The sequence below is a fragment of the Metabacillus idriensis genome, assembly GCF_050483325.1.
Classification (GTDB): Bacteria; Bacillota; Bacilli; order Bacillales; family Bacillaceae; genus Bacillus_P; species Bacillus_P idriensis_A.
Genome location: NZ_JBCMYF010000030.1, coordinates 1 through 25,661 on the forward strand (window position 1 = coordinate 1; position 25,661 = coordinate 25,661).

Genomic DNA, 25,661 nt, shown 5'->3' on the forward strand with positions numbered 1-25,661 from the left:
GAATTTCACATAATAGTTCGGATTATTCTTTGGCTGAAAACCTTTTGTCCCAGTCTCTAATAATATTTATTATGAAAAAAGAAATGATAGTGACTGCTTAAAATATCATAGATCGTTTGATTTGATAAATGAATGCAAGAACATGTGTCATGATTAATGAAGATTATTCCGGCTTGGCAGCGGCCTAGCCGTTTTTTTATGAAAATATCAATCTGTAAAACTTTTCATATAGGAATGTCGTCTAAATCTATGAAAGGGAGGGGCAAAAGTGGAAGAATGGGCTGCACAAGCATTGGAAATGGAAGATAAAGACGGACTAATCGATGAAATGATGATTCGCTACGGACAGGAGATCCTGCAGCTTGTCTACTCTTACGTCAGAAATAAAGAGACTGCGGAGGATTTAACGCAGGATATATTTGTTAAGTGCTATAAATCTCTCCATACATACAGCGGAAAATCAAAGCTGAGAACCTGGCTTTGGCGTATTGCCATCAATCAATGCAAAGATTTTTTGAAAAGCTGGCATCACAAGAATGTCGAGACGGCTGGTGACAAACTTGAATGGAGCAGTTCTGCAAATGAATCGATTGAACAAATGGTCATTCAAAAAGAAGAAGATACTCAGCTGGTATCTGTCATCATGATGATGCCTGTAAAATACCGTGAAGTGATTTACCTCTATTACTATGCAGACTTGCCAATCAAGGAAATCGCCCTTGTCATTGGAGTAAGTGAGAATACCGTAAAGACTAGATTAAGGCGGGCTAAAGTTCTGCTTAAAGAGAGATTGGAGGAGTTATAAATGGAAGATCGACTGAAAAGGTTAAAAAAATCAATGGATCAATCGGCATTTGCTGAATTAACGTTCACAGAGAAGCACCGGAATAAAGTAAGGGAAAAAATAAAGAAGCAAAAGGAAAAAGATGAAGACATTTTGCTTGCGGTTCTTCACCTGCTTGTCTATGAAAAGACAGGACATGAATTGACTGCATTTTTGAGAAGCAGGGGAGTACAAAGGTTTGAAGGAAATGAAGGTGCGCTATATACTCTGCTGCATCAGCTGGAACAAAAAGAATGGATCGGGTCTGCGTGGAATAATTCAGGTTCAAAGCGCTATCAGCTTAAAAACAAGGGGAAAAAGCTCTTGCAGAAAGCAGAAGCTAAAGAGGGAAATGTACTGCTGGTTTTAAAGGAAATGTTAGAGGGGTGATCGAAAGTGAAACAAACAAAAAGATCATTTTTGGAAGAGGTAACATCTCAAATCAAATCTAAAGAAGCCAAACAGTTTGTGGAAGCTGAACTTAATGATCACATCGAAAAATCAAAAATGGATTGGATCAAAAAAGGGCTGTCAGTCGAGGAAGCAGAAGAAAAAGCCGTTCATCATATGGGAAACTCCTTATCACTCGGACTGCAGATGAATAAACTGCATCGTCCCAGAGTTGACTGGCTGCTTGTATTCTTATTGGCAACATGTTTAGGATTGGGATTTCTGCCTTTATTTTCAGGGGAATATGGAAATGTTCTAAATAAAGTGTATATTGTTCTAATAGGAGCTGCAGCTGCGTTTGCGATTATGCTGGTTGATTACCGGAAACTTGAGAAATTCGGGTGGATGTTTTATGCTGCGGGGGTCATTATCCTTCTGCTGATTCACTCATTTCCAAATAGTACGATAAACGGGAACTACGCTTTAACTGTTGGTGCTTTTACTCTTGAAAGCCTGACGGCGCTGCCTTTCTTTTTTCTAGCGTTGGCATCCTTTTTCAATCATGGGAATTTCAAGATTTGGCATTATGGACTAGTATTTCTTTTTCCAGTTTATTTATTTTTCACTTTACCCAGTATTTCCTCTGCCTATTTATACTCGGTTATGGTATTTGCGATGCTCGGTTATAGTAAATTCAGTCTGCGGACAATTCTTACTATTTATGGTGCTGCAGCAGCTGGACTCGCTCTTACGTTGATCTTATCCTTTAAATATCAATCTCTAGAATTTAAACACAGGATGTTTGGTTTTTTGAATCCAGAAAAGTATTCTGATTCTTCAGGTTTTATGATTCTCCATTTACAGAAGCTCTTATCTGAAGCGGGATGGTTCGGCAGCCCTTCAATTGAACGATCCATGCCGGATGGTGCCACTAATTTTGTATTTGTCGCATTAACTTCTCAATTTGGCTGGCTTTTCTCAGTATTCCTTGTAATAATGCTCTCACTCTTTGCAGCAAGAATAGGTGCAGTTATTCCGGCTATTAAAGATTCGTATGGAAAACTCCTGCTGATCGGAGCGGTTTCTCTTTATTCTATTCAAGTATTATCAAATATTGGCATGGTACTAGGATTTTTCCCGATGACAGCTATGAATCTGCCTTTTATCAGCTATGGTTTGATGCCGGTTTTGTTGAATGCTGTATTAATTGGCATCGTTTTAAGTGTTTATCGGAGAAAGGATTTGGTATCCGGTTAAGTGCTAATCTAATGAATCTATGTTCTAAATAATTTGTATGGAATTATGAGGAAATTGATCAAAGTTGAATGAGTTTGAAAAGAATTTGAGAAACGAAAAGAGCGGTAGATGCTAAGGTGTTCCTGAGGTGCAAAATCCGTTATTAGGAAATGAAATCGAAGACCACTCGTTAATCGATGGTCTCTTTTAGTCTCTTGATATAACTGAATTTTATTGAAATAGCATAAGAATTAACATACAAATTAGCAAGGTTCTTAATAAGTCTAATGAATCTTATTTATGGAATTCCAAATGCTATTTATTGTGATGTTTTATGATGGAATTTAAATCCATATTTGAACGATTATGACTAAATGGAAAAAACAGTTATTCAGCAATCGGACAGTTTAATTTAATAACAAATTTAAGTACTTTGGTCTGGAGGATTAATGTGCTTTTTTGTTGAATGATATTATTAGCAATTTCAATGGATCCTTTAATATATGAGTTCCATTAGGTCTTAATTTAAAGTTTTAGAGAGGGGAATAATATGAATCCCATTTTAATAGATGTTCCGTTACAAATAGAAACAGACAGATTAATTCTTCGAGCACCACAACAAGCTTGTGAAGGGAAAGCAGTAAACCAAGCTATTAAGGATTCAATTAATGAGTTAAAGCAATGGCTGGCTTTATTCCAGGAAATTCCTACTGTTGAAGAAACAGAAATTCTCCTGAGAAACGCCTATATCGATTTTTTGAAAAGAGAAAGCTTTCGCTATCTTATCTTTCATAAAGGTACTAAGGATTTTATTGGAACTGCCAGCCTTCACAGAATTAATTGGAAGATTTCTAAATGTGAAATTGGATACTGGATTAACTCGCCATTTAGCGGAAATGGATATATGACAGAAGCAGTAAGTGAGTTAACTAACCTTGGCTTTCAGCAACTAAAATTTAGAAGGATTGAAATAAGATGTGAATCAACAAACTATAAAAGTCGTTCGATTCCAGTAAAACTAGGTTTTGAATTAGAAGGAACCTTAAGAAATGATGATTTATCCTCAGATGGCAGCAAGCTAACTGACACTTGTATTTATTCAATAATAAAGTAAGCTTTGTGAAAGAGTATTCCCCTTAAAATAAATGAAGAAATGATTAGGTTTTGTTTCTGATTATGTATATGATCAAGAAAACTTATATTCTACAAGACACTTAAGGCAGCAAGAAGCTCAAATTAGCCAGATAGTTCTTCTGGGAATATTGGCTTTAGATGTGCTGCTGATGTTGTTAAATAGACTGAATGAAAGAATCCAGGACAGCATAAAAGTCCTGGATTCTATTTTTTTCTGTAATAAAGGTACTGTTTGGATTTTTACTATTTGTATTTCTAGCTTCCTGCATTAACAATGACAACTTCTACCTGTATGTCTGACAAAGAATCTCCCTGAAGTTTCTATTTTTTTACAAGCGACGGAGATTTTCAGGAAGTGGACTCTGTCGGGTTGTATAAATTTGAATCCAGTTTCAGTCCATTTTCAAACGTGCGCTGCACATCGTTTTTAATTTCCTGTTGGATTTTTTTCTTTAAACGGGTAAGGGAAGGTTCATCTGCCCTTTCATCAATGAAAGCCTTGGTTTTCAACTGGACCGTATAGTGCAATCCGTCCTTTACGGGTTCGTGAAGCGTGATTTTACAGCCCTTCACCGAGAGTTCCTCTCCTGTTTTTAAGCCTAACAAAATACATAGAACAAGCAGCGGGGTATTCATTAAGGAATTGGTTTTTGTCCACGTAACGTTATCTCTGAATGTTATTGCCGCATTTAAATAAAAATAAAGAATGAAGATCACGGTTAAGAAAAATACGGGTACACGTCCAAGACGAGTTTTTAAATACTCTAAAAAATTTTGATTGCCGATCTTTTTGATAACGGCTCCAATTAATAAGATCCAAATGATATAAGGCACAATCGAAACAACAACACATAGCCATGGGTCGCGGCCGGCAGCTGAAAGAATAAGCGGCAGGATAAGAACGTGATTGACTAATCCGGAAGACATGATCATCATGAAATAAATATGAATAGGAGCAATTCCCGGCTGAATTCGCATGTTTTCCCCCATTGTCCGTAATAAAATTTAGTATTTAGTTAAAAAATGGGTTTTATACGGAAATTTGGTGTTGGATAATTGTTTTGCAACATAGATGAGACGAAAAGAGTTGTCCGAGTTTCGATAAGGTAAAAGCGGGTATTTATACTAATAGAACGAAGATATAATAGAAGGGAATGGATTCAAATGTCAGAACAAAATCATATTATTAATAAAAATGAAAGCCTTGAAACAGAAAAAGTAGAAAGCCGCATTGCCACAATTCCCGACGAAAAAATGGAAGATATTCTGGGGAGCTTTGAAAGTTTCAAACAATACCTCGGAAAGCGGGTTGCTCTTGGTGAAAAACTTGGATTAAGTGAAGAACAATTAGCCAAAACAGCAGAAAAAGTTGCCGCTTACCTTGCTGATAATGAAGAACCTAGAAACCGTGAGGAAAAATTGTTACAGGAGCTGTGGAAAGCAGGCGAGAAGGAGCAGCGCCATCAATTGGCACATATGCTTGTCAGACTTGTAGGGAAAGAGTAAAACGGCAAAAAGCCAGAGCTGAAAAAGAGCTCTGGCTTTTTTAAATTCAGAAAAAGTTTGAAAGTGCATCAAAAAGTTTGAGAGAGCATGATGATTGTTGAAAGTTGTTTGTTCTCTACATATGTTGCCTATGATAAAATCGTTATATCAGAATTTTCCATATAAAAAAATGATCAGGAGGGGAAATGATTGACTGAAAAATTATTAAGAGTAGGTACAACTTATCTTCCAGTTTCAGATGTAGAACATTCTTCGGAATGGTATGTGAACAAATTGGGGGCTGAATTGAGTTATAAAGATGAAGATAAGGCAATACTTAACTTTGCTGATCAAAGCATATTTCTTGTAAAATCTAAAGAAAGTCAAAGCTCAAATTTTATTGATATTCACGGCGAAGAACGTTTTTCATTAACCTTTGAAGTCAACGGGTTAAGTGCTTTAGAAGCTATACATAAAGACTTTATTGGCAAACAAATTAGAGCTGGAGAAATTGAAAACAGAGGACACTCTGGAAGAAACTTTGTTTTCTATGACTTAAACGGCAATAAATTTGATGTTTGGAGCGAATTGAGTCCCCTGTTTAAAGAAAGATACTTAATTTCTAAACAAGACAGTTAACAATCAATAAGTTTGAAAAGGGAACTCATTTTACGATTGAGTTCTCTTTTTTGTATGAACAAATTGCCGAATTTTAACACCCGCCTCTGAAGAAGCGGGCTTTCCCGGATAATGTCTTCTGTAATCTCCCGTTCATCTTGTGTTCACCTTGATCTCCTATACTTTACTTAACAAGAAGAATTGGAGGAAGAAATATGAACCTGGCATGGAAGGAAATCAAAAAGAACAAGGCCCGTTTTATCATTTTAGGATCCATCATCTTTTTAGTGAGCTTTCTGACATTGATGATATCCGGGCTTTCAAATGGATTGTCCCAAGATAATGCCTCATTGATAAAAAATTTGCCTGATGGTCATTTTTATATGAATGCAGATGCGGATGAAAATTATCTCGCTTCTAAGATCGATAAAGAGATGGAGGAAAAGATCCTTTCGGAAAATAAAAATGCAGCTGCACTTGCCATCCAAATGGGTTTTATAAACGATGTTCAAGATAGGCAGCATAGTGTGGCCTTTGTGACAGCAGCACAATCATCATTTTTTGACGAAATCCAAAAAGGAGAAGTTATTTTAGATCGCACCTTAAAAGAAGATGGAGTGATGATTGGAGATAAGGTAAAAAACAATCAATATGAAGGAGAGCTCATTGTAAAGGGGTTTGCAGATCATAAAAAATTCAGCCATGCTCCTGCAGCTTTTATCAATCAAGAAGATTATCAAGAAATCTTCAAGCAAAATGAAATGCAAGTCATCTTTCTTCCAAATGATGAGATCCAATCCTTTTCAGGACTTCAGTCATTTACAAATGATGAGTTTCTCAGCACTATACCAAGCTACAGCGCGGAGCAGCTGTCCTTAAATATGATTTCATGGTTTTTAATTGTTATAAGCGGAATGCTGTTCACTATTTTTTTCTACATGATGAACGTGCAAAAAATTGGATTGTACGGAATCCTTAAAGCCATTGGGATGAAAACGAGATCATTATTTGTCATGATATGGAGTCAAATGATCATCATTACACTCCTTTCTCTCAGTCTATCTGTTCTATTAAGTCATGCTTTAGAAAGAGTTGCTCCGAAAGGCATGCCCTTTTATTTGCCGGCAGAAACCAGTCTTCAGCTTTCGCTCGTTTTCGCTGCAGTAGGGTTCATAGGGGCTACTTTATCAGGTATTCAAATAAAAAAAGCCGAACCATTAAAAGCCATACAACAGGGGGAAGGGTAAAATGACAATTTTCCAGCTGAATGATGTGAAGAAAGCGTTCATGAATGGAGAAGTAGAAGAACAGGTATTAAAAGGGATCAGTTTATCACTTAATGAAGGTGAAATAACGGCGTTAGTAGGAGCGTCAGGATCAGGGAAGAGCACACTTCTGACAATTGCGGCCGGGCTGCAGCGCGCTACACAGGGCAGTATCTTTTTTAAAGGGGAAAATGTAACGGAAATGAATCAGGACCAGATTAGGAAATTAAGAGCCAATCAGTTTGGCTATATCTTTCAATCCTCCCATCTGGTCCCCTTTCTTACGGTCCAAGAACAGCTTATGCTTATGCTGAGCCTCTCTGAAACAAAGCTTAAGAAACAGGAACAGAGAAACGAAGCCGAACGGTTTCTCAAACTGACAGATTTGTACCATCGCAAGGATGCCTATCCACAATCTTTATCAGGAGGAGAAAAACAGAGAGCAGCAGTAGCGAGAGCTTTAATTCATAAACCAAAAATTATTTTTGCAGATGAACCTACGGCAAGTCTTGATTCTCAAAGATCAAACGATATTATGAAGTTAATCAAACAATTAACAAAAACGATGCAAATTACCACATTGATGGTTACTCATGACAAAGAAATGCTTGTATATGCAGACAGCGTCGTGACAATGCGGGACGGGATGGTTTTCAATTAGATAAGTATTTTTGAAAGGCTCTTTTCTTAAGGATTGTTGCTTTTAGGCTAGAAGTTATAACCATAAGTGGTGCAGCGGAAGGAACTTGACTTCTTCTGGAGAATAGAGGGAATTGGCTGATGCCACTTTCCGTGCAAAAACTTAAATGGTGGAATCAAAGCATGCGGTTGATGCCACTCTTCCGTGCAAAAACTTAAATGGTGGAATCATAGCATGCGGATGATTCCACTGTTCCGTGCAAAAATCAAAATGGTGGAATCATAATGAGGCTGATGCCACTCTTCCATGCAAAAAGTTAAATAGTGGAATCAAAGCATGCGGCTGATGCCACTTTTCCGTGCAAAAATCAAAATAGTGGAATCAAAGCATGCGGTTGATGCCACTCTTCCGTGCAAAAACCAAAATGGTGGAATCATAGCATTCATTTGATTCTACTTTTCTGCACAATATAAACAAAAACAACAATCTATGCGAAAACAGCCTTTTGAAAAGAGCTGCCGATATTAAAGGCAATAGGTTTAATTATAAGGGGAAGAGTACATGAAACGAATTTTAGTAGTGGACGATGATCAGGATATGGTGAAATATATCCTGATTGAGTTAAACCGTGCAGGGTATGACGCAATCCCTGCCTATTCAGGGAAGGAAGCTCTTTCCTTAATAAATGAAACGGCGGTTGACTTAGCTGTAATTGACATTATGATGCCAGGTTTGGATGGATTCGAAGTAACAAAAGAAATGAAGAGGTTCGGCGATGTACCGGTTATCTTATTAACAGCAAGACATCACATAGAAGACAAAGAAAAAGGATTTCAGTCTGGTTCAGATGATTATGTCGTAAAACCATTTGAATTCAAAGAATTATTATATAGAATACAAGCTATTTTAAGAAGATATCAGAAACCCCAGGATGAGATTCTGATTCTTGGTTCCATTAAAATTGACCGCAGGAGCTATGAGGTTCAGACGGAAAGCGGGACACTGATGCTTCCGCTTAAAGAATTTGAAGTCCTTCGTCTGCTTGCATCACACCCAAATTCTGTGTTTACACGCGAACAAATTATTGAAAGTGTGTGGGGGATAGACTACGCAGGAGATGACCAGACCGTCAATGTTCACATTAAAAGAATCCGCAGCAGACTTGCAAGCAAGGCACCAGACATTCGAATTACAACAGTCCGCGGAGTCGGGTATAAGCTGGAGGAGCTGACATGACCCATTCACTTTATCTGAAATTCGTTTGGTTTACTCTCATTACAATGATCATCAGCAGTTTCACATCATTTTTTGTGATGAATACGTATTATCACCAGTTTTTGAAAAAAGAAAATGACAAGAAAAATGCAGCAATTGCATCTGAGATGTCCGCATATTTAGGGGGTTTGAAAACTGATCAGATGAGTCATGCTTTAAAAATGCTCGGTTTTGCAGGCTATCAGCTTTATATTGAGGATCAAAGCGGTAGCGGTTTTTTTTACGGGGGAGAGTACAGGGATAAAACATTGTCCAAAGAAGTCATTTCATCCGTTCTTGATGGTGAAGTTTATCATGGGATGAGAGACTATCCGAGAGAAACGTTTGTGACTGGTTTTTTTGCGAATGAGCTGAAAAATTCAGTCGGTGTTCAGGTGGAAGCGGATGGTACAAAATATGCTCTCTTTATTCGGCCGAACATTGGAATGCTGTTTGGAGAGCTTCGGTTATTATTTGGCGGTCTCGCGATCGGTCTTCTGCTCTTAAGCATTTTTGGCATGATGATCGCTGCCAGGAAATTAATCCATCCCATTTCTCACTTGACCAATGTGACGAAAAAAATGGCTGCTGAATCGTTTGATGAACCGATTAACATTTCGCGCAAAGATGAAATTGGTCAATTAGCTGAAAGTTTTGATGCGATGCGCCTGCAAATTAAACAGCTGATGACTAAAAGGAAAGAGTTCGTCAACAATGTTTCTCATGACATTCAGTCACCGCTGCATACGATTCAAAGCTACCTAGTGTTATTGAAAAAGCCCGATGTGACAATAGAAGAACAAATTTCCTATCAGTCCATCATTCAGCAAGAAACGTCCAGACTGTCTGAATTAACCAAACAGCTGCTGGCATTAACCGTTTTGGATGAATCGCTTGCGCTTCAAGACAAGGAAATGGTGTCAATCAATAAACAATGGCTGGACACGATTAACCGGTACAGGTGGAAATTAGAAGAAAAAGAGATGAGTCTCTCACACTCTTTAAAAGCAGAAAAAATAAAAGGAAATCCGTCCTTGCTTCTAACCGTTTGGGAAAATCTTATTAGTAATGCGGTTAAGTATAGTGAGCAAGGAGGCAGCATCCACATTGAAACCAACAGCCGTGAAGATCAGGTTGCCATCATCATCAGCGACGATGGGATTGGTATGTCTGAGGAAGAAAAGAAACAGGCGTTTGAAAGGTTCTATCGTGCAGATAAAGCAAGAACCCGAAAAACGGAAGGGACAGGGCTTGGTCTTTCCATTGTCAAAGAGATTATTCAGCTGCACCATGGCAGTATTTCAATTAATAGTGAACTGCAAAAAGGGACTTCCATCATGATTTTATTACCTATTGAGTAACGATATTTTTTCAGTTCTATAAATAATAATTATTTGTTCTCATTATGCACCTATTTATAGCTGAAGCATCGTTATTTAATCTATTTTGCCGGTATTGGTTTGGACTCAGGTGAATCATTTTTTTTCTTATGATGCTCACTTTGCATAGCACATTTTTTCATAAAAAACCACACTAATAAAATGAAAATTCTGCAGATTTTAAAGTGTAAATTATGGTAGGATAAGAAAAATTAGATGATAGCTAAATAGGGGATGGGGACCATGCTGGAAGGTAAGATAATTAAATTCTATCGGGAACATCAAGAATTGAAGCAAAAGGATTTAGGGGAAGGAATTTGCTCCAGTACTCATATCAGTAAAATTGAACGGGGATTAACCGAAGTCTCAGATGAAACGATACTATTATTATCTCAGCGGTTAGGGATTACTATGGAACATGAACTTTCAAATTATAGGAGGGTGGAATTATTACTGAAGGATTGGCATGATGCAATTGTAAAAAAAATGAAGACAAAGGCGGATAGCATCAAGAATCAGCTCGATGGGATCCATCTGTTACATATCCAGGACTTCAACCGCTCTTATACGCTTGTGCTTACAAGATACTATTTATCTATTGGAGAGTTCCAATCTGCCGAGAATCTTATAAAAGAGATGGAGGTTTGGAATGGTCTATCTGATTATGAGGAAAATATGCTCCTGCACATAAAGGGGATTTTCCAGCTTACGGTAAAATACGACTATGTCAGCGCGATTTCATTTCTCGGACGGATAAGCATGGAGTATGAATCCAATCAGGAATACTATTATGATCTGGCAATGGCCTACAGTGCACTTAATTCGCGGGTTCTCGCTTTTTTTAATGCGAGTAAGGCACTGTCATTTTTTACAAAAATACGCAGTTTTTCCCGTATCATTGAAACGGAAATGCTTATGCTCATTCAGCTTGAACAATCGGAGGATTACGATTTTTTAAGCAGTGAATATCATCGATTGATCGATATGACAGGTGACTATGGACTCGATCATCAAAAAGCGATGCTGCATCATAATCTCGGCTATCTGAATCTGCGGCATGGCTATTTCGAAATGTCTGCAGAATATTATAAAAAATCGATGGATGCACGTGCTTCAACGGATCCCAAGTATGTGGGGTCTCTGGAAGGGTATATAAATTCCATGACTAAAGAAGGGAAGACCCCAAAGGATCAACTTCTAAAGATGGTAGAAAAAGGATTAGATTTATGCAGGGAATTTTCAGATCCGACGTTTCATCATCTCTTTACCATGCATACCTACTCAATTTCAGGTGATGAGGAGAATTATTACCGCTATCTTGAGTGTGAGGCGTTTCCTCACTTTTATAAAATGGGCTATGTAATGACTAAAGAGTTTTATGCCGTAAAACTATATGATTATTATATGGCCAAAAACGATTTGGCGAATGCGAATCGATATGCAGGGACATTGGTGGATAAATTCAGGAGAAACAATCAGTTTGTTTGAAAGGATAGGTCAGATATGTGGCTGCTGGAATTTGATGCATATTTTGAAAAGCGTTATTTAACCCGGATCAACCAAAATGCACATGCGATCTTTCTAATCATTAAAAAGAAATCTTGCAGCACTAAACGCATTTATTGCTGAATTTTTCAATTTAGCCTATTCCGAAAACATTGAAAATATGTTTTCGGAATAGGCGGTTAATCCTGCTTTGTTTAACGTAATCCGTAAGCTTTAATGATTTCTTGAGAGATTTTATTCCCTGCATTGTCCCACGCGCTTGTTCGAAGTGAAACAGATTCAGCATTCTTTGGATTTTGGATTGTTGCTGTAAATTTGTCGTGATCTCTAGTAAGTTTCACTTTCTTCCATGATTTTCCTTCATTGAATGATACTTCAATTGCCGCACCATCCACATTGCCGTATCCAATTGCATCCGCCACTTTTCCTACAGAAAGTTCAAGATTTGTTGGACGGTTTGCTAAAGCATCCCCATTTACATCTGTGTCCACCTTGTAATCAAGAGTAAGGAATGGAAGATTGTATCTCCAGGTCTCTGACTCTTCTGACCAGAAGGTCCATTCCGTATGAGTGCGGACCGATGTATTCCAGCGGTTTTCATCACGCTTAGCATCTGTTATAAATCTGAATTGAGTGCGTTCTGGAGGAGCTGCATCAAATGCATAGATGGCCTGGCCTTTTCCTTCTTTCAATAATGTATCTCCCTTGTACAATTTTGTTGTCTGATTTTGAACAGATACATTATAGTCGGTTCCGCCGGTATTTCCTGTTCCCGCGTCAGCCCATGCAGGAACGTTAATCATGAGAGAGTTACCTTGGCGTTCGGGCTCCCAATAACCTTGTCCCAAACTTGGACGGACTACAGGGGAGAACCAGTTTTCTGTTAATTTTTGACCAGTGGCATAACTGACTAATGGCTGACGAATCTCCCATGTTGCATCAAGCACATTTGCTTGATGGTACCAGCTTGTATCCGCTATTGCAGAAACATATTCAGTCCTTGCCTTTGGTAAAGATAGTCTTTGCAGGAAGCCAACCGCTCCATTTGTATGCGGGCGCAAGTCATACCTGAATTCTCCGCCTTCTGTTTCAATATGGGAATTGTATCGAGTATCGATTGCTGCCAAATCTTTATTTTTAGGTGCATAATTCAAATCCTTTGGTATAAAACCTTTATGGACATCCATAAGATCATATAGGTAAGGAGAATTTACTGTTCCTTCCACTTGAAGCTTCACATTTCCTGAACGAACCGCTTTTACTAACTTGTCACCTTCAGCTTTACTGATCCCTGCAACTGCAAGAGGGTTGTCGGTATAATCAGCGGTACCAGCATATTGACTGAATTCTTTATCCCCATTGTTGACAATAATTAATAGTTTTGCACCGGCAGCAGCTGCAGCAGTAGCTTGATCGGAAACGGACACCTCTTCATTTCGATCTACCACAACGGCTTTACCTTTTGCTTTAAGGCGATCGAAGTCCGCTGTTTTGCCTTCCCCGGCATAAACGGCAGAGAGATTATATTTTCCGTCTAAAAATGTACTTCCTGCAAATGGAATCTCATCTAGTTCTTTGCCTTTAAAATGAATGCTCAGCAGCGGTTTTGTCAGACGCCAGCGAGTGAGCTGCTCAAAATATCCCGTCTTGACTTCTTTTGTTGGAGCAGCGTACATCTTATCGATCCAAACCGGCAGCAAATAGAGACTTGTCATCGGCATATCTCCAAGAGTTTGGTGATATTCCATACGCCTGTAATTTGCTTCAGCTTTTTTCGGTACCTCTGCAGTTATTTCTTTAGCTTTACTTGCATCAAGTTCCACTGTTTTTGGACCATTAAGTTTCACTTCCGGATTTCCTACAAGTGCAACACCAGCATGATCAGTTTCCGCATCCACATCCATCAGGGACATCGCGGAATAGATGCCCGGCGGCAAGCGAAGCTCTAATGATCCATTAACAGCAAAAACCTCAGGTTCCATATTCTCACTGAATAATACTGCATATGCAAGTCCAGGGGAGCCGTCACGGTCTGTTGCTTTTAATGTAAGTGGATATCTTTCCTCTTCCTTGACCATTGCCATGGTTGTGTGAACAGCCTTTTCACCGCCTATATTTGCTGTTAGAAATCCTTGATAACGCGAGCCTGTTTCACCAAGTGCCGGATCAAGCGTAACGTTTACGTCTGCAGAGCCATTAGCAGGGACTGTGACGGTTTTTGAAGAAAGGTTTAACATCCCGGCTGGAGCTTCTTTACCCTCAGCGTCAGTAAATGCTGCTTCCAACTCTATTGTTATGTCATCGTTACTATCATTAGTATAAGTAACGACCTTATCAACAGGAGCTGCTTGATCATGTGGCCATTTGAAATAGCCGAATGATAAAGAACCTGTTGCTCTCAGCTTTGTTTCCAAAGCGGCAGCGACGTCAGCACGTCCTGTTCCTGCGTGAAAAGGCTGGTAATCCTCCAGCTTTTTAGTTGTGTTCATCAAAGCCTCTTTAATGGCTTTACCATCCCAGTCAGGAAACTTCTCTGCTAAAATGGCGGCGGCACCGGCGACATGAGGTGTAGCCATGGATGTTCCATCTTTACTAGTGTAATATCCGCTGCCAGATGCAAATTGGGATCGGGCTGCAGCGATTCCTACTCCAGGAGCGGATAAGTCAGGTTTTAGTTCCATATTTCCATAGCGTGGTCCTTTTGAAGAGAAATAAGCAAGGCGATCCAATTTATCTACAGCTCCAACGGTGAGGGCTGAATCTGCAGCACCTGGTGAACCGATGGTGCCTTCGCCGCCTCTATTGCCTGCAGCGATTACAAATAGGGTGCCATTTTCTTCACTAAGCCTATTTACTGCTTGAGACATTGGGTCAGTCCCATCTCCTGGCTCGCTGGTTCCCAGACTCATGTTGACAATCTTCGCATTCTCTGAAGCCCATTCCATCCCGTCAATAATCCAGGAGTCTTGTCCAGAACCTTGATCATTCAATACTTTCCCTACTAGTAAGCGTGCATCAGGAGCTACGCCTTTGGATTTTCCATCCGCTGCACCCGTTCCGAGCACAGTGGAGGCAACATGTGTTCCGTGACCGTTTACGTCATTCACTTCTTCGCCAGGTACAAAGCTAACCGCTTCATCCAATTGATCAACAATGTCAGGGTGGCCAGAGTCAATTCCAGTGTCAAGCACCGCAACCTTTACTCCTTTACCTGTAAAGCCTGCTTCCCATGCTGTGTGTGAACCGATTTGAGGGACACTTTGATGAAGGGCTGTTTCTGCACGGCCATCCAGCCAGATTTTTTCTACACCATATTCAAAGAGTGGAGATTTTGCAGGTTCTTTCTTTTCGCTATTAATTGTGACATCTTCCCAGAATGTTTCCGCTTCCTTTTTATCAGTTGAAAGGGCAGCACCATTAATACTTTCCAGGTCCAGCACTTTTTCCGATCCTTTAGGAGCCACTTTTTTAGCGTTTGCTTTAGCTTTTGACTCTTTGTATTCGACAATGACCGGCATGGATGCAAGGTTCTTGTCATCATACCCATATTCAATCAGCTTAGTAATATTAAATAAGTCCTTATCCAGTTTGTCTGCTGCGAGGTAAGGCATGGTTGAGTTTGGAAATACGAAAGTTTCCTCCCCAATGGTCATGACCCTGACTCCATCCCCATTCTTTTGGGTTTGCTCCACATTGATGATATATTTCCCATTCTTAAGGGTTGTCACTTTAACAACATCCCCAGTAATAAGCGTAATGGCGTGTTCCCCAGTTCCATTATTGCCTAATGAAGCAGAGGGGTTATCCAATACGGTCCTATTAGTGGAAGCGCCAAGAGCATTTACCTGAAAAATTGAACCTGACATCACCGCAGCGGCAATTGACCCAGCTATAAGCGTCTTCATTTTTAGCTTTTTCATTAACATTCTCCTATTCTGTGAAGGAAATAATAGGTAAGGCCATTGTGAAAATTCATGATGAGGTAAAAATAAGAAGTTATGTAGTCTTCTACTAGAATCAGACTTGCCATCACCTCCTAAAATGAGCGGGGGAATTCTATTAGTAAATAAAAAGATAGTGTATATCTCTTGATGAGGTGTGTACTGCAGAAACATGATGGGATTAGTAGAATTGTAAGGCCAACCAAAAAGATTGACAAATGGTGTTTTGTAAGGGTCTTATGGCCTGCATAATGGGAGAGTATATGGAAAAAACGGCGGAAATAACCGAAGGAATATACCAAAACTACTAAAATTAGTAACAGGCGCTTGGGGTTTTAGCCTGCTGGATAAAAAATATAACTGGAGATTCATAGAAAATTACCGCTTTATCACAGCAGGGCTGAGGCATACTCGAGTAGAATTTATCTGTAAAACCAAACTATATAGAAATGAGAAGTGAAATGAGCGCCTATCTGCATAAAATAAAATTAAGTATGGATCAGCAGCATATTCCCGGATTGGGGCTGGCGATTTTCAAAGAAGGAAAAATAGCCGGCAGCAAGGAGTTTGGTGTATTAGAAGCAGGCACTTCAAACATGGTTACTTCAAACACTCCGTTTCATGCCTGCTCAATTAGTAAAATGATGACTGCTATTGGCAGTCTGCGTCTAGTCCAGGCAGGGATTTTGGAGTTAGAAGAAGATGTGAACAAGTATTTAACTTCATGGCAGATTCCTGAAAATCACTTTACAAGGCATAAAAAGGTGACGCTGCGAAATTTGCTTTCACATCAAGGAGGCTTTATAGATCCAGCAGGAAGCTTTGACATGTATCAGGAACAGGATGCTCTTCCGACTATGCTTGATATATTTAAAGGGAAAACCCGTTACAATCCTGAGCCTCTGCAAGTTTCTTACGTACCTCAAAGTAAGTTTTCCTATACAGATGCAGGTTATTGTGTGATTGAGCAAATGATAGAAGATGTGACTGGAGAGTCATTTACCGCTGTAATGGAGAAGCAGGTAATATCGCCTTTGGGGCTAAAAGACACATTATTTTGGAATTATTATGATCAAACAAAGACACTACAGTTAACTGCAGCTGCCGGGCATAGCAAGTATGGACAAACTGTCGAGGGAAAGCGGGCTTATTATCCGTATCCCGCAGGCTCAGGTTTATGGTCAACACCATCTGACCTAACGAATTTAGCACTCGCGGTTACGGATTCATGGAATGGGATAACGAATTCGATCCTTGATCAAGAGTTGGCTCGGTTGATGTTAACAGGTTTTGGAAGTGAGCAGGCTGCAGGCCTCGGTGTGTTTCTTATGAACGATAAAAGAGGGCCATTTTTTGTCTCAAAAGGATGGGGAGTTGGTTTTCAGAGTAAACTGATTGCTTATCCGAGAATGCAAAGCGGGATTGCTGTCATGATCAATGCTGATCCCGGAAAGCCGCAAAATGAATCATTGGTGGGGCAAATTATAGATGAATTGGTTCTTTGATAGAAGGATAATCAAAATGTTGAAATAAGATAAAAGCTGAATGGAGGAGTTTAAGCTGTCAAACGAAATAGAAATCGCAGAATTAAAAAGGGTAGAAGAGGATATTGACCAGCTTTCAGATCTTTTAATTAAGACTGTAGAGGGAGGGGCATCAATAGGATTCCTTCCGCCTCTGAACCTTTCACAGGCAAAAGAATATTGGGAATCTGTATTGAAACCTCATGTGATTTTTCTAATCGCAAAAGTGAATCATGAAATTGCAGGAAGCGTTCAGCTCCATTTATGCACGAAACAAAACGGACGCCATAGAGCAGAGATCGCAAAACTGATCACACATCCCTCATACCGCAGAAAAGGCATTGCCAAATTATTAATGCAAAAAGCTGAAGAACGTGCTAAACAGGAAAAGAGATCTTTGATAGTTCTCGATACAAGAGAAGGCGATGTATCCAATCAGCTTTACCTCTCGCTTGGTTATACAGAATGCGGCAGGATCCCTTACTTTGCAGAATCAGCTGAAGGAAATCTGGATACGACTGTTGTTTATTATAAAACGAGTAATTGAAAAGGGAAGAATTGCGTGGTTTAAGTCAATTTACAAGTACCTATTATTAGCTTCAGCAGAATTCAGTGAGCTTTTTAGTATTTCTTAGAACTGGAATAAATTTGAGTGCGGCAGTACAAAATATTCCTGTTATAAGGAGGTGCAAACATGCCAAACTTAAATGATAACAAATTCAAAAAAATTCAGTCAGAAAGTCAAAAGCAGGGAAAGACGCAAGAAGAATATGCGGCTGAATTAGACAGAAACCGGGCGAGAAGCGGTCAGAAGAAGAACGACTGACAATCAAGAGAAGGATAGGATTTAAGAGGCTGCGTGTGCAGTCTCTTTTATTTTTTCTGAGAAACTTGGTCCTTTAATCAAAAAGAATGTTAGCGTTCTTATTTTAGTGAAATAGTTAAATTATTTATTAAAAAATAATTCGATGTTTCTGTCGATAATTGACGAAAAAAATATTCTGTTTTGTTGCCGGATTTTGTAAAAAAATGATTACAAAATGACCTTGAATTCATTATAATTTAGGAGTTTGGTAGATTATATCATTTAGGGGGATCTTATGAAAAAGTCACTTGCATTATCAGCACTATTAGTACTTAGCCTTCCATTTGGACAAGCTAGTGCAGCAGCAGCTCCAGAAACAACACGTATTTATGGATTGGACCGTTATGAAACATCAGCTGACATTTCTTATCTGGGCTGGGAGTCATCCGAGGTAGCAGTAATTGCAACGGGCGGTGCTTTTCCTGATGCTTTAAGCGCTACACCGCTCGCTTATAAATATGATGCGCCTTTACTGTTAACAGAAAAGGATTCTTTGCCAGAAAGTGTGAAAGAAGAATTGATGGGCTTAGGAGTAAGTAAAGTTTTCTTAATTGGCGGAGCTTCTGTTATTTCAGCTAATGTTGAAAAAGAGCTTAAAGCTATGGGTATTCAAACTGTTACGCGAATCAGCGGCATTGACCGCTATGAAACATCTGTAAAAATTGCTAAAGAAGTAGGTATTACAGATGGCATCGTTGTAGCTTCAGGAGAGAACTTTGCAGATGCTCTTTCAGTTGCGCCTCTATCAGCTCAAGCACAGTGGCCGATTCTTCTTACTAAGAAAACAGATTTGCCTGAATCTGTCGGTTCTTTTGTAGATTCCTCAAATGCAGAGGGAGCAATTGTTGTAGGAGGAACTGGAGCAGTTTCAGATAAAGTCTTAAATGCACTGCCTGACCCGCTCCGATTAAGCGGATCGGATCGCTATGAAACAAACAGGGAAATTATTGACTTCGGCTATGACATTGAATTACTTGCGATGGATGCGCCATTTATCGCTACGGGCAAAAACTTCCCAGATGCACTCTCAGCATCTGCATTGGCTGCAGGATGGGGAAATGGAATTGTTTTAACAGATCCATCTGCTCCAGCACCAGCAACTAAAGCAATTATCCAGGATTATGCTGAGTTAGCAGAAGAATACTTCATCGTCGGCGGAGAAAAAGCTCTTCCTGACAGCACGATCGAAAAATTATTCAAATAATACAATGGAATTTTAAAGTCCTGCTCTAAATTTGAGACAGGGCTTTTTTTTCTTCCCAATGCTGAAACAAAAAGCCTGCGGACGGAATATATTTTTATTCTATGAAACTTTTCATGCTTTTTCTTCGTAATTAAAGTAAAGAGACTCGCGCTCATATTAAGGAGAAGAAAATGCAGACGAAGGATATATTAAAAAAGAAAGCAAGGCAGATTTGTGTGATTCCAAGTGAATATAAGCTTGAGATAGAAGATTATTCTGAGGATGGAACGAGAGCTGTTTTTGCTTGGAAGCATCCAGATGAAGAAGAAATTGGGATCTGGATTGAGCTGGATGGAAACGGGCAGCTGATTGATTTTACAAAAGACAGATCAACTGAAGAAATGCATCACGCTATCTTAAATCAAGAGGACTTAATAAAGCTAGCATTACAATTTACTGAACTTCACTATCCTGGTGTCATTCGTAAGTTTAAGGAAGAGCGTGTGCAAAAAACAGATGAAAAGCTTAGAATTTCATATATCCAGATAGAATTGGATTTGCCTTTGCCATTTACAGGTTTTTACATAGATATTAATGAGTACGGTGAAATCATGCATTTCCATTATGATGGGACTGCTGAACACATTGTTATTCCGGAATGTCTGCAGCCTGAAGAAAAAGTCAGAGATGAATTCCTGAAAGACATAAAAATGAATCTGATGATAGTCAGTTTAAATGAAGAACTCTATGAAAATGGAGATAACCTTCCTCACTTAGTGTATGAGCCTGAATTGCGTTTTTATGAGGTGCCTGCAGATGGCAAACTAAAGGTTTTGAAGGAGCAATCCGAACTTGAAGGACCAGAACTAGAACCAGTTTATAAAAATTTGCCTAAGGTAGAATCAATAGCCTCACCGGAAGCATTAACAAATTTAGATGCAGACTTTATAAAAATTCGTGAGCAGGATTTAGGAGATGCGATCGGATTCGTTTATAGAAAAGAGGGGGCTGAACCAGATGAGGCAGATGATAGCCTCATGACTTACTTTAACAAAAGAAATGAAAATACGATAAAAGTAAAGCGTGATAAAGAAACAGGGAAATTATTAGGTTTCTTTTCTTTTTATGAAACTTCAGGAAATCAATTATTAAGCAAAGATGAATGTGAAAGAACAGCAGTTCAGTTTTTGACTGCCATTTATCCTGATGCCCATCATTATTTCATGATGGAACAGGAAATAGAAAGTGATGAGGAAAGAGTCCTTTTTCAATTTGATCTCATTCACCATGGTATCTCTGTTAGATATGGGGAGGCCAGAATCAATGTAAACCGAACTACTGGAAAGATCACGCACTACCTTGGACCTGAAGTGGAGCCGAATCTTCTTAAGTCAGTAAATCCGAATCCTGGTATATCTGAAGAAATAGCTATAGAGCGATTTTCATCCGTCTTCCATGTTGAACAGCAATGGACAAAAGAATATAAGGATCAATCAGAAAGCTATTATCAGCTCGTTTATAAACCGGTCTATCCAAAGTTTGAAGGGAATCTTTCTTTTATTGATGCATTCGATGGGGAATTCAGGGTGCAAAAAGGATTATGAATGGCATTAAAAAGAGGCATCAGTTTTTAAGTAATACCTCACAAATTCACTTTATGAATTTTTCCAGACCGTTTATTAACGGCCGGCAGCAATAGAATGAAGGGGCATTGGTTTTAAGATGACTTTAATCGATTTCGGCATTTCAAAATCTTCTTGTGCTTTTTTTAAATGCCTGTACATCGCTTTGCTTCCTACTGCATTTGCGGAATGAATTGTGATGCGGTTAGCATAAAGGTGATTTTTAACCATGTATTCAACGAGCATAAGTCCATTTCTTGTTTTGCTCACGAGATCATGATCCAATGAAAGATGGTCAACACAGTTGTTTCGCAAAAGGCTAATGCATTGATCAATTGTTTCTGCCAAGACATATCCGCTTGGGCAAGTTCGGTAATCATCTAAGAAGACACTGATTTGCATGATGATTTCCTCCGATCAAGTTTGACCTGACTCAAGTGTAACATACTTTCAACATAATCACAGGTGATCCAGCAGTGCCTGAAAAGACGAAAAAGTTTATAAAAGCTATAAGAACAGGCTTTCCGATACCAATTGTTGTAAAAAACTCACGAAATAAAAAATATTTATAGACTATATTCGCTGCGGGAAACGGTTTTTCCTTTCTAGAAATTAGCGATTCTTGATTTTGGATGAAACGTACGACTGCTTTTTCAAGATATGATTGTTGAACGAGATTATGAATCGGGGAGAAAAACAATTTAGTTTTCTTTAAGGGGCATTGGATTTGAGAGTGAATCAAAAAGGATTTTACTGTAGAAATTTACACTAAATGAAAATAATTAACGCTGCTATGACTTTCCATATGCATTTTTGTGCTCAGAGAACATATCGCTCTGAGCTTTTTAGTGTTTTGAATTTGTAAAGCGGAGATTTTCTGCTGAGTAGATAACATTATATTCTAAAAATATTGAATTTAATGTTCTATATATTTAGAATAAAAGGAAGGAGATGATATATATGAACCTATTAAATACATCCTTTGAAAGAAAATCATACGAAATTGAACTGCAGCATTCGATCTTATATGAATGCGTCCTTGGCATTGCCATGATTACGTATCCGAAGCTGCATGAAAAGCTTGAGATGTCTAAGCAGGATTTGGATTCCATTCGATTGAGTCTTTCTGAATCTCTTAGCGCAGAGCTGCAATACTGTCAGGAGCACAATACTTGGAAAATGCTGCTTCAGCTTTTGCACGTTCAGAATTTTACTTCTTTAAAAGAGTTTCATGAATTTATTGAGAATCTTCCTGATCAGCATCTGAAATATTTGATTCTTCCTTACTTGGATCAAACCCAACAAGAAAACCGTTTAATGGCTTCCAAAGGGGATGAAAACTCTGAAAATGAGATGATCATAGCCTGTAGAGGTCACGCCTTTTTCCCGCAAATGATTCATTTTATCGGCAGCTGTGAATTGAAAGATCTTAGAATCCATTTTATAAAGGTTACAAACGGATGGTACAGAGAATTTTTACAAAAACAAGAATCAGAAATCTGCAGCATACTTGAACGTGATCAAAAGCAAAAAGAACATTGGTTTAATAATCAGAGTCCGAAAGAAATTGTTCTTCATGCGGCAGGAGTGGATTACAGGGCTGAGGCAGGTATTACAAGAGTATTGCTGATACCGCAGTACATATATCGACCTTGGACGATACAGGCTGATTTAGAAGAAACAAAGGTTTTCTATTATCCAGTCAGTGATGACAGTTTGAATGAAACATCAGATCCTTACGAGCCTCCTGCACAGCTTGTAAGGCGGCTGAAAGCGATTGGGGATGAAAAACGCCTGAGGATCATGAAGCTCCTAACCGAAAAAGAGAGAACGCTTAAAGAGCTTACAGCGTTACTTGGAATGGGCAAAACTACCGTTCATCACCATTTATCCCTATTGCGGACAGCGGGTATGGTAAACGTAACCGGTGCTTTTTATTCAGTGCCTGAAAATGCTTTACAAGGGATTGAAACTCATATTGACACTTTTTTTAAACAGGGCTGAAGGGATGAAAGATGTTTCTGTCCTCTTTTATAATCAGCTGCTCTCAACATTCGCAAGCACATTCGGAACCTTTTGCATTTCATGGATTGTCTACGCGGATACAGGCTCGAAGATTGCGATGGGAGGACTATGGCTTGTGAATATAGCAGGCCAGCTGCTGATTCAATTCTTGGCAGGTCCTTATATCGACCGTTTTCGAAGAACAGCGATGATGAAGGCTTCAGAATCAATAAGATTCTCAGCTTATTTTCTATTATGGCTGCTGCTGATTACTGATAATACTGAGATTGGGTTTCTTTATTTAACTGCATTCTTAACTTCCATCACGTTTTATGACCCGGCTGCAGCAGCACTGGTGCCTAAGCTCATTAAAAATGAGGAATTCGTTAAAGTGAATGCGAAACTCTCAGGCGGGGTTCAGCTGATGAGATTGATTGCGCTTCCCGCTTCAGGTTTGATCTTAACTGCTGTTCATATTCAAGAGGCGCTTTTATTTACTTCAATGATGTTTTTTATTTCATATCTCATGATTATAAAAATCAAGGAGCCGTCGATTGCAAAATTGAAACAGAATTCCTGGCTTAGTCAATTTAGAGAAGGAATACATATTTACCGCAAGCATCAAATTCTCCTTGTTTTAGGGTGTTTTATCACCGTTACTAGTTTTGGCGTATTTGCCGCGCAGACGATGTATATACCCTACGTAGTTGAAATAATCGGCGGCTCTTCATTTGAATATGGACTCTTCGCAGCTGCGTTTCCACTAGGTTACATTCTGGGGAGCTATGGGGCTGCAAAAATAAGAGAGCCAAAACAATCTTTCTATCTAGTCATGACATCAGCCGTTTTTCTAGGCGGGTGCACATTTTTGGCCTTGGGTGTCGCCAAAGTTTTATGGATAGCTATTTTTATAGAAGTCATTGCCGGAACGGTCATGCCTTTTTGGAACATCTACAGTACAACCCTTTATCAGCGGCTGGTGCCGGATTCAATCCTTGGACAAGTCCTTTCTATCAGGTTTTTGTTAACAAAAGCGGCAGCTCCGCTGGGAATAATATACGGTACTTTTTGCGCATCGCAATTTGGCATTCCTGCTTTGTTTCTATCTGTAGGGCTGCTGATATGCGTGGTATCAGGAGGGGGACTTGTGATCCTTGCATTTTTGAAGAATAGAAACATGGTACAAAGAAGTATGTAAGTAAAAACAGTTTTTTTTGTTAAAGCTGCAATTGATTTCTTTGTTTTTATTGTAAATTTTCCGTAAATGACGGACATCCAGACTTTACATTTGCTATAAACTTCCTTAATGAAAATCCAATAGACTGGTAACTGAGATTAAATCAAACCATGCTATCGGGAGGTCGTTTCATTGTTTAAAAGAAAACTAGGTAAAAAAGTAATCCCTGTTGCAGTTCTTTCTGCAGTTGTGGCTGGCAGCTTGATTGGAAGTTTTCCTGAAGCACAGGCGAATCATGCTGAAGCAGCATCAAAAAAACCGGGCGAAATTAAAAATGTTATTTTTCTGATCGGTGATGGAATGGGTGTATCTTATACGTCTGCTTACCGCTATTTACAGGATGATCCTAAAACTCCTGTGGCTGAGCGTACTGAATTTGATAAGTATCTAGTAGGCAATCAAATGACATATCCGGAAGATCCTGCAGAGAATGTGACAGATTCAGCATCAGCAGCAACGGCGATGTCAACAGGATACAAAACGTTTAATGCAGCTATAGCAGTAGACAACGATGGAACAGAACTTAAAACCGTTTTAGAATCTGCTAAAGAAAAAGGGAAAGCAACAGGGCTTGTTGCAACATCTGAAATCACACATGCCACTCCGGCATCGTTTGGGGCACATGATATGAGCCGCAAAAACATGAACTCCTTAGCGGATGATTATTATGATGAGATGATTAACGGCAAGCACAAAGTAGATGTCATGCTTGGCGGCGGCTCAAGCAACTTCATCCGCGGTGACCGCAATCTTACAGAAGAATTCAAAAAAGACGGATACAGCTATGTGACTAATAAGGAAGATTTATTGAAAGATAAGAATGAACAGGTGCTTGGATTGTTTGCTGAAGGCGGTATGCCGAAAATGATCGACCGCAACAGCGAGACCCCTTCACTTCAAGACATGACAAGTTCAGCATTGAAGAGATTAAACAAGGACAAAGACGGATTCTTCCTTATGGTTGAAGGAAGCCAGGTAGACTGGGCAGGACACGACAATGATATCGTTGCTGCCATGAGTGAAATGCAGGACTTTGAAAAAGCATACAAAGCAGCAATCGAGTTTGCTAAAAAGGACAAGCATACATTAGTAGTTGCTACAGCTGACCATTCTACAGGCGGATATTCTATCGGAGCTGACGGTGTCTACAACTGGTTCGGCGAGCCGATTAAAGCAGCTAAACGCACACCTGATTTCATGGCTAATGAAATTGTCACTAAAGGTGCAGACGCAGAAAAAACATTAAAGCAAAACATCGATTTAGAGCTGACAGCAGAAGAAATTAATTCTGTTAAAAAGGCTGTTGAAGAAGGAAAAGCAGATAAAGATAAAGGGATTTTACGAGTGGATAATGCCATCGAAGCTATTTTTAACAAACGTACAAACACAGGCTGGACTACCGGCGGGCATACAGGTGAAGATGTTCCTGTATTTGCATACGGACCAGGATCAGAAATGTTTGCAGGCCAAAAAGACAATACAGACCATGCAGAAATTATCTTTGACATTTTAGAGAAAAACAAAAAGAAATAAGGTTAACTCATGGACAGTATGGA

Annotated in this window: 22 protein-coding genes; 19 read left to right on the top strand and 3 right to left on the bottom strand. The window is 39.2% G+C overall.

Annotated elements, in window-relative coordinates:
- Nucleotides 1–268: 268 nt before the first annotated feature.
- The 4 genes from ABEQ24_RS16425 (at nucleotide 269) to ABEQ24_RS16440 (ending at nucleotide 3,563) form a co-directional block, all read left to right on the top strand.
- Nucleotides 269–805, top strand: coding sequence for a sigma-70 family RNA polymerase sigma factor (locus ABEQ24_RS16425; RefSeq protein ID WP_430007796.1), 537 nt, complete (start codon nucleotides 269–271; stop codon nucleotides 803–805).
- A complete protein-coding gene (locus ABEQ24_RS16430) occupies nucleotides 806–1,213 on the top strand; it encodes a PadR family transcriptional regulator (protein ID WP_430007797.1) in 408 nt (135 codons plus the stop codon).
- Nucleotides 1,214–1,219: 6 nt separating this feature from the next.
- Nucleotides 1,220–2,470 carry an FtsW/RodA/SpoVE family cell cycle protein gene (locus ABEQ24_RS16435; RefSeq protein WP_430007798.1) on the top strand — a complete coding sequence of 417 codons (1,251 nt, stop codon included), beginning with the start codon at nucleotides 1,220–1,222 and terminating at the stop codon, nucleotides 2,468–2,470.
- A 529-nt stretch (nucleotides 2,471–2,999) separates the two neighbouring features.
- Complete coding sequence (locus ABEQ24_RS16440) at nucleotides 3,000–3,563, top strand: GNAT family N-acetyltransferase (RefSeq protein WP_430007799.1); 564 nt, start codon at nucleotides 3,000–3,002, stop codon at nucleotides 3,561–3,563.
- 368 nt (nucleotides 3,564–3,931) lie between these two features.
- On the opposite strand, the gene ABEQ24_RS16445 is transcribed toward ABEQ24_RS16440, so the two are convergent.
- On the bottom strand, nucleotides 3,932–4,561 hold the full coding sequence (locus ABEQ24_RS16445; RefSeq protein ID WP_430007800.1) for a GerAB/ArcD/ProY family transporter: 630 nt from the start codon (nucleotides 4,559–4,561) through the stop codon (nucleotides 3,932–3,934).
- A 186-nt stretch (nucleotides 4,562–4,747) separates the two neighbouring features.
- On the opposite strand from ABEQ24_RS16445, the gene ABEQ24_RS16450 reads away from it, so the two are divergent.
- The 7 genes from ABEQ24_RS16450 to ABEQ24_RS16480 all read left to right on the top strand — a co-directional run bounded on the left by ABEQ24_RS16450 (nucleotide 4,748) and on the right by ABEQ24_RS16480 (nucleotide 11,712).
- Nucleotides 4,748–5,089: a DUF3243 domain-containing protein gene (locus ABEQ24_RS16450; protein WP_430007801.1), complete on the top strand. Its 342-nt coding sequence runs from the start codon at nucleotides 4,748–4,750 to the stop codon at nucleotides 5,087–5,089.
- Between the two features lie 189 nt (nucleotides 5,090–5,278).
- Entirely contained in the window at nucleotides 5,279–5,707 is a 429-nt protein-coding gene (locus tag ABEQ24_RS16455) for a VOC family protein (RefSeq protein ID WP_430007802.1), read from the top strand.
- A gap of 194 nt (nucleotides 5,708–5,901) precedes the next feature.
- Nucleotides 5,902–6,933, top strand: coding sequence for an FtsX-like permease family protein (locus tag ABEQ24_RS16460; RefSeq protein ID WP_430007803.1), 1,032 nt, complete (start codon nucleotides 5,902–5,904; stop codon nucleotides 6,931–6,933).
- A 1-nt stretch (nucleotide 6,934) separates the two neighbouring features.
- Nucleotides 6,935–7,612, top strand: coding sequence for an ABC transporter ATP-binding protein (locus ABEQ24_RS16465; protein ID WP_430007804.1), 678 nt, complete (start codon nucleotides 6,935–6,937; stop codon nucleotides 7,610–7,612).
- Between the two features lie 540 nt (nucleotides 7,613–8,152).
- Nucleotides 8,153–8,827 (top strand): response regulator transcription factor, encoded by a 675-nt coding sequence (locus ABEQ24_RS16470; protein WP_430007805.1) that lies wholly within the window; start codon nucleotides 8,153–8,155, stop codon nucleotides 8,825–8,827.
- A complete protein-coding gene (locus tag ABEQ24_RS16475; protein WP_430007806.1) occupies nucleotides 8,824–10,206 on the top strand; it encodes an ATP-binding protein in 1,383 nt (460 codons plus the stop codon). Before ABEQ24_RS16470 ends, ABEQ24_RS16475 begins: the two co-directional genes overlap by 4 nt.
- Nucleotides 10,207–10,467: 261 nt before the next feature.
- Complete coding sequence (locus tag ABEQ24_RS16480; protein WP_430007807.1) at nucleotides 10,468–11,712, top strand: helix-turn-helix domain-containing protein; 1,245 nt, start codon at nucleotides 10,468–10,470, stop codon at nucleotides 11,710–11,712.
- 212 nt (nucleotides 11,713–11,924) lie between these two features.
- On the opposite strand, the gene ABEQ24_RS16485 is transcribed toward ABEQ24_RS16480, so the two are convergent.
- Nucleotides 11,925–15,650 carry a S8 family serine peptidase gene (locus ABEQ24_RS16485; RefSeq protein ID WP_430007808.1) on the bottom strand — a complete coding sequence of 1,242 codons (3,726 nt, stop codon included), beginning with the start codon at nucleotides 15,648–15,650 and terminating at the stop codon, nucleotides 11,925–11,927.
- A gap of 482 nt (nucleotides 15,651–16,132) precedes the next feature.
- Between ABEQ24_RS16485 and ABEQ24_RS16490 the strand changes: the two genes are divergently transcribed.
- The 5 genes from ABEQ24_RS16490 (at nucleotide 16,133) to ABEQ24_RS16510 (ending at nucleotide 20,846) form a co-directional block, all read left to right on the top strand.
- A complete protein-coding gene (locus tag ABEQ24_RS16490; protein WP_430007809.1) occupies nucleotides 16,133–17,176 on the top strand; it encodes a serine hydrolase domain-containing protein in 1,044 nt (347 codons plus the stop codon).
- A 40-nt stretch (nucleotides 17,177–17,216) separates the two neighbouring features.
- The gene (locus ABEQ24_RS16495) at nucleotides 17,217–17,741 is read left to right on the top strand and encodes an N-acetyltransferase family protein (RefSeq protein WP_430007810.1); all 525 of its coding nucleotides are present in this window, start codon (nucleotides 17,217–17,219) and stop codon (nucleotides 17,739–17,741) included.
- Nucleotides 17,742–17,888: 147 nt separating this feature from the next.
- Nucleotides 17,889–18,020, top strand: coding sequence for a hypothetical protein (locus ABEQ24_RS16500; protein WP_263597095.1), 132 nt, complete (start codon nucleotides 17,889–17,891; stop codon nucleotides 18,018–18,020).
- A 274-nt stretch (nucleotides 18,021–18,294) separates the two neighbouring features.
- Complete coding sequence (locus tag ABEQ24_RS16505) at nucleotides 18,295–19,263, top strand: cell wall-binding repeat-containing protein (RefSeq protein ID WP_430007811.1); 969 nt, start codon at nucleotides 18,295–18,297, stop codon at nucleotides 19,261–19,263.
- Nucleotides 19,264–19,433: 170 nt separating this feature from the next.
- Nucleotides 19,434–20,846 carry a YcdB/YcdC domain-containing protein gene (locus ABEQ24_RS16510; protein ID WP_430007812.1) on the top strand — a complete coding sequence of 471 codons (1,413 nt, stop codon included), beginning with the start codon at nucleotides 19,434–19,436 and terminating at the stop codon, nucleotides 20,844–20,846.
- Between the two features lie 75 nt (nucleotides 20,847–20,921).
- On the opposite strand, the gene ABEQ24_RS16515 is transcribed toward ABEQ24_RS16510, so the two are convergent.
- On the bottom strand, nucleotides 20,922–21,266 hold the full coding sequence (locus tag ABEQ24_RS16515; protein WP_430007813.1) for a cyclic-phosphate processing receiver domain-containing protein: 345 nt from the start codon (nucleotides 21,264–21,266) through the stop codon (nucleotides 20,922–20,924).
- Between the two features lie 558 nt (nucleotides 21,267–21,824).
- Between ABEQ24_RS16515 and ABEQ24_RS16520 the strand changes: the two genes are divergently transcribed.
- The 3 genes from ABEQ24_RS16520 to ABEQ24_RS16530 all read left to right on the top strand — a co-directional run bounded on the left by ABEQ24_RS16520 (nucleotide 21,825) and on the right by ABEQ24_RS16530 (nucleotide 25,638).
- Nucleotides 21,825–22,868 (top strand): ArsR/SmtB family transcription factor, encoded by a 1,044-nt coding sequence (locus ABEQ24_RS16520; RefSeq protein WP_430007814.1) that lies wholly within the window; start codon nucleotides 21,825–21,827, stop codon nucleotides 22,866–22,868.
- Nucleotides 22,869–22,872: 4 nt separating this feature from the next.
- On the top strand, nucleotides 22,873–24,066 hold the full coding sequence (locus ABEQ24_RS16525) for an MFS transporter (RefSeq protein ID WP_430007815.1): 1,194 nt from the start codon (nucleotides 22,873–22,875) through the stop codon (nucleotides 24,064–24,066).
- A gap of 171 nt (nucleotides 24,067–24,237) precedes the next feature.
- The gene (locus ABEQ24_RS16530) at nucleotides 24,238–25,638 is read left to right on the top strand and encodes an alkaline phosphatase (protein ID WP_430007816.1); all 1,401 of its coding nucleotides are present in this window, start codon (nucleotides 24,238–24,240) and stop codon (nucleotides 25,636–25,638) included.
- Nucleotides 25,639–25,661: the final 23 nt, after the last annotated feature.